General features: G+C 32.9%; 12 protein-coding genes, 2 tRNA genes and 2 rRNA genes (1 of these 16 only partly in view). 14 read left to right on the top strand and 2 right to left on the bottom strand.

The genetic code is table 11. The annotated features are described in order from the left end of the window. From QEJ31_RS06290 to QEJ31_RS06250, 9 genes are all read left to right on the top strand, one after another. Positions 1 to 275: ribosomal RNA gene (locus tag QEJ31_RS06290) — 23S ribosomal RNA — on the top strand (it extends 2618 nt beyond the left edge of the window). Between the two features lie 155 nt (positions 276 to 430). After that, positions 431 to 545 (top strand): 5S ribosomal RNA (gene rrf, locus QEJ31_RS06285). A gap of 17 nt (positions 546 to 562) precedes the next feature. Continuing rightward, positions 563 to 638, top strand: a tRNA-Lys gene (locus QEJ31_RS06280). Positions 639 to 795: 157 nt separating this feature from the next. After that, on the top strand, positions 796 to 1053 hold the full coding sequence (locus QEJ31_RS06275; protein WP_158999483.1) for a 50S ribosomal protein L35: 258 nt from the start codon (positions 796 to 798) through the stop codon (positions 1051 to 1053). Between the two features lie 158 nt (positions 1054 to 1211). Then, entirely contained in the window at positions 1212 to 1571 is a 360-nt protein-coding gene (gene rplT, locus QEJ31_RS06270) for a 50S ribosomal protein L20 (protein WP_280592933.1), read from the top strand. 16 nt (positions 1572 to 1587) lie between these two features. Then, positions 1588 to 1665: transfer RNA gene (locus QEJ31_RS06265), tRNA-Pro, on the top strand. 59 nt (positions 1666 to 1724) lie between these two features. Next, the gene (gene rplS, locus QEJ31_RS06260; protein WP_280592932.1) at positions 1725 to 2129 is read left to right on the top strand and encodes a 50S ribosomal protein L19; all 405 of its coding nucleotides are present in this window, start codon (positions 1725 to 1727) and stop codon (positions 2127 to 2129) included. A 347-nt stretch (positions 2130 to 2476) separates the two neighbouring features. Next, the gene (locus QEJ31_RS06255) at positions 2477 to 2959 is read left to right on the top strand and encodes a hypothetical protein (protein WP_280592931.1); all 483 of its coding nucleotides are present in this window, start codon (positions 2477 to 2479) and stop codon (positions 2957 to 2959) included. 41 nt (positions 2960 to 3000) lie between these two features. Next, positions 3001 to 3843, top strand: a complete 843-nt coding sequence (locus QEJ31_RS06250; protein ID WP_280592930.1) for an SDR family oxidoreductase — start codon at positions 3001 to 3003, stop codon at positions 3841 to 3843. A gap of 135 nt (positions 3844 to 3978) precedes the next feature. Here QEJ31_RS06250 and QEJ31_RS06245 read toward each other — a convergent pair whose 3' ends face one another. Beyond that, a complete protein-coding gene (locus QEJ31_RS06245; protein ID WP_280592929.1) occupies positions 3979 to 4701 on the bottom strand; it encodes an FAD-dependent oxidoreductase in 723 nt (240 codons plus the stop codon). Between the two features lie 297 nt (positions 4702 to 4998). Further along, positions 4999 to 6402 carry an acyl-CoA dehydrogenase family protein gene (locus tag QEJ31_RS06240; RefSeq protein WP_280592928.1) on the bottom strand — a complete coding sequence of 468 codons (1404 nt, stop codon included), beginning with the start codon at positions 6400 to 6402 and terminating at the stop codon, positions 4999 to 5001. Positions 6403 to 6667: 265 nt separating this feature from the next. On the opposite strand from QEJ31_RS06240, the gene QEJ31_RS06235 reads away from it, so the two are divergent. The 5 genes from QEJ31_RS06235 (at position 6668) to nuoK (ending at position 10206) form a co-directional block, all read left to right on the top strand. Beyond that, complete coding sequence (locus QEJ31_RS06235) at positions 6668 to 7780, top strand: formimidoylglutamase (protein WP_280592927.1); 1113 nt, start codon at positions 6668 to 6670, stop codon at positions 7778 to 7780. Between the two features lie 61 nt (positions 7781 to 7841). Then, positions 7842 to 8222 (top strand): NADH-quinone oxidoreductase subunit A, encoded by a 381-nt coding sequence (gene ndhC / locus QEJ31_RS06230; protein ID WP_280592926.1) that lies wholly within the window; start codon positions 7842 to 7844, stop codon positions 8220 to 8222. A gap of 12 nt (positions 8223 to 8234) precedes the next feature. Then, positions 8235 to 9344 (top strand): NADH-quinone oxidoreductase subunit H, encoded by a 1110-nt coding sequence (locus tag QEJ31_RS06225; RefSeq protein WP_280592925.1) that lies wholly within the window; start codon positions 8235 to 8237, stop codon positions 9342 to 9344. An 18-nt stretch (positions 9345 to 9362) separates the two neighbouring features. Next, on the top strand, positions 9363 to 9917 hold the full coding sequence (locus tag QEJ31_RS06220) for an NADH-quinone oxidoreductase subunit J (protein WP_280592924.1): 555 nt from the start codon (positions 9363 to 9365) through the stop codon (positions 9915 to 9917). Further along, positions 9901 to 10206: an NADH-quinone oxidoreductase subunit NuoK gene (nuoK, locus tag QEJ31_RS06215; protein ID WP_158999494.1), complete on the top strand. Its 306-nt coding sequence runs from the start codon at positions 9901 to 9903 to the stop codon at positions 10204 to 10206. The genes QEJ31_RS06220 and nuoK overlap by 17 nt, the downstream gene beginning before the upstream one ends.

Raw genomic sequence — 10206 nt, 5'->3', positions numbered from 1 at the left:
GCGCGAGAGAAGTTGAAGGATCCTGACCTTAGTACGAGAGGACCGGGTTGGACGAACCTCTGGTGAACCAGTTGTCACGCCAGTGGCACAGCTGGATAGCTATGTTCGGTTTGGGTAACCGCTGAAAGCATCTAAGCGGGAAACTATGCCTAAGATGAACTTCTCCGAGGGAAACCTCACAGGGCTCTTGAAGACTACAAGTTCGATAGGATGGATGTGTAAGTGCTGTAAGGCATTCAGCTGACCATTACTAATCGCCCTGACGGCTTCTTTTAGGCATCATTAACATTCCTTTATTACATCTCTTTTCTACCTTTCCTTCTTCTCTTTCTTTCTCTCTCTCTTTTCTCCTAACTTTCTCGCTTCTACCTCTTGACTCTTACTAGTCTCTTAGGTAAAAGCCCTCTCTAAGCTTTTTTAGCCTCGTTTTGGCTGTGCTGATTGCGGCGGGGAAATACCGGATCCCATTCCGAACTCCGAAGTCAAGCCCGCCTGCGGCAATGGTACTGCACCCTTAGGTGTGGAAGAGTAGCTCTGCGCAGCCTTTTAATTTTACCTTAGTGGGTTCGTAGCTCAGTCGGTAGAGCATTTGCCTTTTAAGCAAGTGGTCCCCGGTTCGAATCCGGGCGGACCCACCACTAATTTAAATCCCCTTAGATATATCTATGGGGATTTTTTTTATATTTATCATCTACATAAGTTCATAAATCTTTTTAGATAATAGTTGATTTTATTTAAAGCAGTGTTATAAGAACCTTCTGTTTTTTGTCTTTTCTCAGTTAAAGGGTTTATTGTATGGCAAAGTCAAAAGCTAAAATTAAAGCCAAAGTTGCTAAATCCAAAGGGAAAGTTAATAAGGCTATCAAAAATAAAAAGTCTGCAGCTAAACGTTATAAGTTAACTGCAACTGGTCTTGTTAAAGTTCCGCACAGTGGTAAGCAACACTTGGCAAAATCAAAGAACCGTAGCCGTAAAAATCGCTTGAAAAAAGCGAAAATTATGCGTGCTGAAAGTTCAAGATTAGTTGCCCGTTGTATTCCAAACGGACTCTAATTAGGGTTGATCGTTCGTCCTTTAAGTGTTAACAGCCTTAACTACTTATAAAACTAACTTCTGTTGTTAGTAGAATGTATGATTGTTTTAAACAGGTGCTTGGCAAATAAGTTTTGTTTTTAAGAACAACCGCCAGCATTCATTTTGGAGGAAATACAATGGCTCGTGTAAAACGTGGTTTTAAACTTCGCCGTCGTCATAAAAGAGTTTTAAAGCTTGCTAAAGGTTACCGCGGAGCTCGTAGTAGACTGTATCGTACAGCAATACAAATTGTTCGTAGAGCTCTTTGTTATGCTTATCGTGACCGTAAAGTCAGAAAACGTGATTTTCGTACTCTTTGGATTCAACGTATTAACGCTGCATCCAGAGCTCATGGAATGCCATACAGCAAATTTATGAATGGTTTAAAGAAAGCAAATATAACTTTAGACCGTAAACAATTGTCTGAAATTGCTATTCATGATGAAGCTGTTTTTGCTTCTCTTGTTAAGAAATCAATGGCAGCACTTGGAAAGTAATAGATCGCTTGAAACTCGGAGCGTAGCGCAGCCTGGCTAGCGCACTTGCTTGGGGTGCAAGAGGTCGCAGGTTCAAGTCCTGTCGCTCCGACCACTTTATTTTTAATTAGAGAGAATCCGATCTTAGGCAATTCTCAAGTATAGGTGAGTAAAATGAAACATCCTATTTTAAAGTCATTTGAAAGCATGCATATGCGTGCTAAGGCGCTTCCAAGCTTCAAAGCTGGTGATACAGTTTGCGTTTGGGTAAAAATACAAGAAGGTACTGAGAAAGATGGTACTCCTAAATACCGTTTACAATCTTTTGAAGGTACAGTAATTCGTTATCGTAAAGGTACTACGAACTCTACATTTCTTGTAAGAAAAATGTCTGGTGGAATTGGAGTAGAGCGTAATTTCTATGTTCATTCTCCTTTAGTTGACCATGTAGACGTTAAAGTACGCGGAAAAGTTCGTCGTTCTAGAATTTACTACATCCGTAAACTTCGTGGTAAAGCAGCGCGTATTTCAAGCCGTTATGTTTCAAGTGAAGAACTAAAGTCATTTGAACAAGCTTAATACTTAAAAAGTATGATTGAAAAAGCTAGCGATGGAAGATCGCTAGCTTTTTTTTATTTTAAAAAATCTTTTTTATTGACTGATTTTCATCCAATTTATCACAAAAAATGTAAATATAACTATCTAAAATATTTTATAAAATATATATTTTTTCCTAAAATCAGTCATTAGTCGTATGAAAATCATCCATTTTTCGCTGCAAAATAAAAAAATAAAATTTTAACAATATGAAATTATTGATAAAAACACGTCTATAATTTTGGCATGCTTTTTGCATATAAGGAGATTATATAAGTGATTAACACTTATAAATTATTCGTTATGAAGCAATGAAGGAGAAATAATTGATGTCAATAGAATTATTGCAACAAGAAAATTTGGATTTAAATAGTTTAAATAAATGTAGTAGAAAAAATAAAATTATTCGAAGAAAAAAATATAAAAGAAAAAGTAATTATTTTTCTAAAATGCAGAACTCTTTAGAATTAGCTTTACAAGAAGTAGCTTATTCCCATTCTGCTGCAGTTCGTTGGACAAAATTATGTTTATCTTATGTTGAATTTGTTGCACCAACAGAAGCATCTAGGGAACCAGCTAGATTAATGCGTTTGTTAGCTGAATATCCTTTGGGATTGAAACGAGAAGAATTGTTAGAAAGTTTTTATCTTTCATATAATGAATGCTCTACTAATAGAAAAGAAAGCTTAAGAATATGCCTAGAAAAAATAATTCAAAGAGCAAGAACAATTTTTTCCAAATATGACCTAACGATACAGTATTCTAAAGATACCAAAAAATACTTGGTTATGCCTGTTTTTATTATGGAATAATGATCATATAAAATCCTTTTAAACTTAAAAAGGATTTCATTATGTTCATACAAAATCTCTTAGAAAATAAAAGAATACTAGTAACCGGAGGAGGAACGGGGCTAGGAAAAAGTATGTGTGAAAAATTTCTTTCATTAGGAGCAACAGTAATTATTTGCGGCAGAAGGGAAGAGATATTAAAAGAAACATGTGACGAGTTTAATAAAAAATATCCAAGTAAATCTAGTTTTAAGATCTGTGACATAAAAGATCCTCACTTAGTAGATAAAATGATTGAAGACATTTGGAGTGAGGCTCCTATTGATGTGCTAATTAATAATGCAGCGGGAAATTTTATTTCAAGAACAGAAGATCTTTCGCATAGAGCTTTTGATGTCGTATTAGATATTGTTTTACATGGTACTATGTATGTGACTTTAGCTTGCGGCAAAAAGTGGTTAACCCAAAATATTAAGGCAAATGTTTTAAATATAGTTACTACTTATGCATGGACCGGATCTGCGTACGTAGTCCCATCAGCAATGGCAAAAGCAGGAATATTAGCAATGACAAGAAGTCTTGCTGTTGAGTGGGGTAACAGAGGTGTTCGTATGAATGCTATTGCCCCAGGTCCATTTCCTACAAAAGGCGCTTGGAATAGATTAGTGCCAAATGAAAATCTTGGGAAAACCTTGGAAAATAAAAATCCATTAGGCCGTCCTGGGGAACATCATGAACTTGCAAATCTTGCTTCATATTTAGTTTCTGATTTTTCTGGTTATATAAATGGAGAGGTTGTAACAATTGATGGCGGTGAATGGTTACAAGGTGCCGGGGAATTTAATTTCTTAAAATCCTTAAAAGAAGAAGACTGGGCAAATTTAAAGAAAAATAGAGCTAAGTAATTTATTTCAATTTAAAGCATTAAAAGTCATTGTGAAATTTATAGAAATTTATACTTTTTGTTAGAAGTTTGGTATTCAAAATTAAGAATAAGCTAATATCTAATTATCAAAAAAACTTATTATTATATATAATCTTTAATATTCATGGAAAATCTGTTTAGATGGAATCTTATGTTCTATTAGTTTATCTTTAACTGTTTGAATCATATTTAAAGAACCGCAAATGTAAAATTCAGATTTTTTATCTAAATTAGTAATATTAGTTTCTATTGCAGTTATTAAATTACCTTTTGATATAGTATTATCTTGAACCTCTTCACTTGATAAAATTAATTTTAAATTATTACTAAATTGTTTTTCTATGTCTTTAAATTCTTTTTGGTATGGCATTGCAGAAGATTTTTTTACACCATAAATTAATGTTATATTTTCAGAACCAGATGTTTTTTTATAAATAAACAAATCATGAATAATTGCTCTAAATGGAGCAATCCCAGAGCCTCCTGCAATCATAACTATAGGATGTGAGTAATCAGTAATCATTTCAGTTCCTCCTAAATTATTTATTCTTAGAAGTTCACCGATTTTTAATTTTCTCCAAAAAGTAGATGCTCTACTTTGAGTATTAACTTGAATACAAAATTCTAAAAAATTTGTTTCTTCACTTGAACTCGCAATTGAGTATAGAAACTCACATGTCCCTATGTCATCATTTATTTCGATTGATGCATACTGACCAGAATTGAAATTAAAATTCTTTGGCCTTTCGCATTTAAAAAGGAGATATTGTGCATCTATATTTTGAATTTCTACTATTTTAGATTCATATGATTTAAGTAAACTATTTGTAATTGGCATGTATCTTCCTTTTCATTGAAAGAAGAATATATCTTTATTAAAAAACTTAGATCTTGCTTGCTAAATAAAAGACTATTTTTTACAAGAACCCTAAAACAAAGAAGAATTTTCGTTATTTCTTAACTCGTAAACTTAAAGCATTAGAAATAATCTCCATTTCCCTAAATTTTAATTTTATAACACTGCAAATAGAAAATCTATTTTCTATGTTAAAAAAATATCTTATTTTTATAAAATTTAAAGAAATGAATTTTTTCAAGTTCTTTCATAGTTTAATTAAATAAGAGTTCTTAAAAATTAGGATAAAGCTTTTTTTATTAAAAACTCTCCAAATTCACGCATTTTATCTTTGCCCATTTTATTTATTTCGTTATTTAAAACAGTTTCATTAACTTTTTGATTCCATGCATCTAGGGACTCAGGACCTAATAACGCAAGTTTTCCAATTAGCTGTTTTAAGACTTCATTTGTGGGAGCCATAATCCAACCAGCTTTTGCGTCTCTCAAATATCTTTCAACTTCAAGCTCGGGTTTATACCCACTTCCGCCACAGGCATGTAAAACTTTATCCGAATTATTTGAAACATTTGTCGTACAATTTAACTTTAATTGCCAAAACCAAGTCATCATCTCAGATCTTGGATAAAAATTGTCATTATCATAGAGATTCCAATTACAATTATCTGTTTTTTTATCTAGAATATCAGCCAGAAAAAAACAGTTTAGTCTGCAATTATTAGTTTCTGCAATCATTTCTCCAAAATAATCTTGAATACTTGGGTAATCGGCAATTCTCATGCCAATGTCTTCATGTTTTTTCTTTGTCGTATGCTTTGTTCCTAAGTCTATTAAGCCCATTGCAACTCCGTTCCAACATGCTGAAGAACAGAGTAAGTAAAAAATATCAGGAGATTCATTATTTGTCTTACTAGCTTCATTTGGCTTACCAACAATTCTATCTTTTGGAATTTCTATTCCATCTACTTCCAATGGTCCAGATTGATTTCCTCTCATTCCTAATCCTTTCCAAATCGAAGGATTTGTTGTTACTTCGTTCTGAAATAAAAGGTAACAAGAAAGTTTTGAGTAATCTCCTTGAAATTCATGACTAGTTGTCTGTATTAAATACCAATCTGCAAATCCTCCTGAAGTTACCCAAGATGCTTTTTTAAAAACTTTCCATCCATTTTTTGTTTCTTGTGAATTTGAAGATTTAGGAAACCATGCATGACTTCCTGTAGATGGATCTGAATAAGCAATAGTCCCAATTAATACTTCATTATTTATTCTTGATAAAAGATTTTTAAATGTTGAATTATTACTTGCATGAAGCAGTAAAGCACTTAAAGCAGCAATATGCATTACATAACACATAGCCGTACTTGGACAACCATATCTAGCGATAGTTTCTACTATCATTGCTGCGCAAGTATGATTTTCGCCTAAGCCACCTAGTTCGATAGGTATAGTTAGTCCAAGTAAACCTAACTTTGATAATGCATTAAAACTTTCTTTTGGAAAGGTTAAATTTTTATCACATTCAATAGCTTGTGGTCTAATAATTTCTTTACAAATAATTATTAAATTATTTTGTAATTCTTTTTGTCTTTTTGTAAGAGTCCATTGTGGATCAAATTCATAACCAAGCCCCCAAAAGATATCTTTGCCCCACATTTTAGAGGATATATTGTTTGTTTTCATTTTTTCTCCTTTAATTGGTAAGCTATGTGAATACACCGGTAAGAAAAGAATTACTAAAATTCTTTTTGCAAATTGTCATAAAATAAAAACGTTTGCAAATTAATGGTATTTTTTCATAATTATATAAAATATAAGGAATAATTTGTTCAGATAAAAAATCTATTTTAATATCTTAATATAGAAATTCATATGCTTGAAAAAAATTAAGCATTGAGCAAAATTAAACGTTGCTAATTTTTTATTTCTCAAAAAATTTGGAATTAACATGACAAAAACTGTATTAAAATTTTTAGAAAAAGCTAAAATTAATGGAAGTAGTCGAAAAGAAACCCTTGGTACATCAATAAAAAATATTGAATATTTTGAAAAAAATCAAAAAAAATTAGAATTAGATTTTAATGATAAATATATTATAGTTGGAGTTCCTGATGACAGAGGAGTTATTGAAAATAATGGAAATCCAGGAGCTAAAGAGGGGCCGGATCGTTTTCGAGAAAGTTTCTATAGACTTTATGACACGAATTTAAGGATATTTAATCCTAGTACGCACAAACCATTTACAAGTAGTGAAGTAATTAATAAAAATTGTGATCTTATATCAAGTAAATTTTTTGATGCTGGAAATTTAGTACTTTCTAAATCAATAGAAGAAACTCATGAAAGACTTTCTGAAGTAGTAAATTATTTTATTAAAAAAAATGCGAAAATGATTTTTGTGATTGGCGGTGGTCATGATTTTAGTTATGGAAGCTACAAAGGCCATGTATTAGGAAAACAGAAAGAAAAAATACCAATTATAAATTTAGATGCGCATTTTGATTTGCGTCCTGTAGAAAATGGAAAAATTAACAGTGGAACTGCTTTTAGAAGAATTATTGAAGACTTTCCATTCAATATTCATGACGGCAAAGCTTTACTAGAAATAGGAATTCAAAGAGAAAGAAATCCTCAATCATTGTATGATTATGTATTTGAAAAAAAGATTCCAACAATTGAATATATGACTTTATTAAATGTTTGGAGAGATTTGTTTGCAGGACATGCGCAAACTCCTTTAGAACATATTCGCGATCATTTAGATGATTGTACAACTTTTGGGTTTGATCGATTTAAAGGCAGCGTGCATATTTCATTGTGTTTAGATATTTTTGATCAAGCCATTGCTCCTGGAACAAGTGCTTCAACACCATTTGGAGTTCAAGTAAAAGATTTGTCACAATCTTTAACATTTATTGCCAAATCCCAAACATGTCGTGTTATGGACATTGCAGAACTTTGCCCGGCAAGGGATACTCATGAAATGACTTCAAGATTAACAGCAGCACTCGTTTATCGTATGGCATTATTGCGTGAAGAATATTCTTCAAGATTAACTTGATGGTTCTCTTGTCGCATGGATGATTATGAGATAGTTGAACTCGTTAAGGAGGAACTTGCATATGGAGCAATCCGTTTATTCTATTGGTTTGAATCCTTATTTGCCAATATTGCTCATATTAGTATTTGGGCTTGCACTAGGTCTTGGAGTTAGCGGCGCATCACTTTTTCTTGGCCCTAAAAAACCTAATTCACACAAACTTGAAGTGTATGAATGCGGTTTGCCGGTTACAAGTTCCGCTGAAAACCGGTTTTCAATCAAATTTTATTTAACCGCAATTTTATTTATTCTTTTCGATATTGAAACAATATTTATGTACCTGTGGGCAACTGCGTTTGATTATTTAGGGTGGTTTGGAATTGTTGAAGTTGGATTATTTTTGGCAACTTTAGCAATTGGCTACATATATGTCATCAGACGTGGTGCGTTACGTTGGGATTAAGGAGTTTTGGTAATGTTTGATATTAGTATGACTCAAGTTATCAGCACCATTCTTCTTATGCTGCTTGGTATAGCAGTAGGTGCACAAGTGGCTCCTATTATGAGTTGGGTAGAACGCAGACAGTGCGCTATTATACAACGTCGATTGGGACCAAATAGAGTCGGTTTTTTTAAGTTTAGATTATTAGGATTAGGGCAACCAATTGCTGATGCAATTAAACTTTTATTTAAAGAAGATTTTGTTCCTCCTTATGTACACAAAGCTTTTTATGTTTTAGCTCCAGTAATTCCTGTTACTATGGGACTTGCTGTTACTGTGGCAATTCCATGGGGAAGTCATATTCTAGTTAATAATGAAGTTGTAAATTTACAAGCAGTAAGCTTGAACTCAGGATTTCTTTTGATATTTGCCTTTTCTTCATTAGCTGTTTATGGTGTTACTTTAGCTGGTTGGTCTTCAAATAATAAATATTCCCTGTTAGGTGGTTTACGCGCTTCTGCACAAATGGTTAGTTATGAAGTAGCTATGGGCCTTAGCATTATTCCTTTAATTTTTATTTGGGGAACATTAGATCTTCAAACTATGATAACGAAACAGTCTGAAATACTTTGGGGATTTCTTCCTAATTGGGGGGTTTTTCACGCACCTGTCGCTTTTATTATATTTATAGTAGCTATTTGTGCAGAAACAAACAGACTGCCATTTGATTTAGCTGAAAGTGAAGGAGAACTTGTAGCCGGATTTTTGACTGAGTACGGAGCTATGCGTTGGTCGCTATTCTTTCTTGGTGAGTACGCAATGATGTTTGTTATGTGTGTACTTACTGTTTCGTTATTTTTTGGTGGATATGAACTTCCTTGGTTATCACAGGCATATTTACTGGACACTATGACGCCTCATCTCGGTGAAGTTGTTACAAGATGGCTCTTATTACCTTTAGGTATAGTTGTTTTATTGACAAAAGTAATTATATTAATGTGGCTATTTGTTCAAGTTAGATTTACTATTCCTCGCTTTAGATATGATCAATTAATGAGATTAGGATGGATATATTTACTTCCTATCGCCCTTGTAAATCTTATAATTACTGCAATTGTCACAGCAATTGTAAAATTTCATTAATTAAGAAAAGGGACTCAAATGTTGACTCAAATATCTTTTTTAATAATGGGAATCCTCGCAGTATTTTTATCTGCTTTAATGATTACAAGAAAATGGCCAGTCACTGCCGCAATGTTGCTCATTGTTGTCATGATGCTGCTTGCTGGTATGTATGGTTTACTTGGAGCGCATTTTTCAGCTGTTTCACAAATTATAGTATATGCTGGCGCAATTATGGTAGTATTCGTTTTTGTTATTATGCTCTTGAATTTACCTCCTGAAGAGTTACGTTATGGTAGAGTTACTTTAGGTGAATTAGTTTTAACAGTACTTGGTTTTTTAGTTGCATTATTTCTAGGAACAAAAGTTGGTCAGGGATATTTAGTTTCCGGTCTTAACTCTGTATCGCTTGCAAATGCTAGACCTCCTTATTACCCAGCATCTATGAATGAGAATGTAAAAAATGTATCTGCCTTAATGTTTACTGATTATCTCTGGGCTTTTGAATTAATAAGTTTTTTAATATTAGTAGCTATTGTTGGCGCAATTGTCATAGCAAAGAAAGCGAAGGTGAATGATGCCAAGTCTTCCTGAATTAGGAATATATTTTTCTATACTTCTCTTCATAGTTGGACTTTTTGGGGTCATGTTTAGAAAAAATTTGATTTTTATGATGCTAAGTATTGAGGTTATGTTAAATGCAGCTAATTTAGCATTTATTAGTGCAAGTAATATGACTCATACAATTGATGGGCAAGTGATCATGTTTTTTGTGATGGCTGTGGCTGCATGTGAAGCAGGAATTGGTCTTGCACTTATCATTTCTTTATATCGTGCTAAGTCAAGTGTTGAGATTGATGATCTCAGAGTGCTGAGAGGATAA

Source organism: Pigmentibacter sp. JX0631, from assembly GCF_029873255.1.
Taxonomy (GTDB): Bacteria; Bdellovibrionota_B; Oligoflexia; order Silvanigrellales; family Silvanigrellaceae; genus Silvanigrella.
This window is presented reverse-complemented; position numbering and strand designations above follow the sequence as displayed.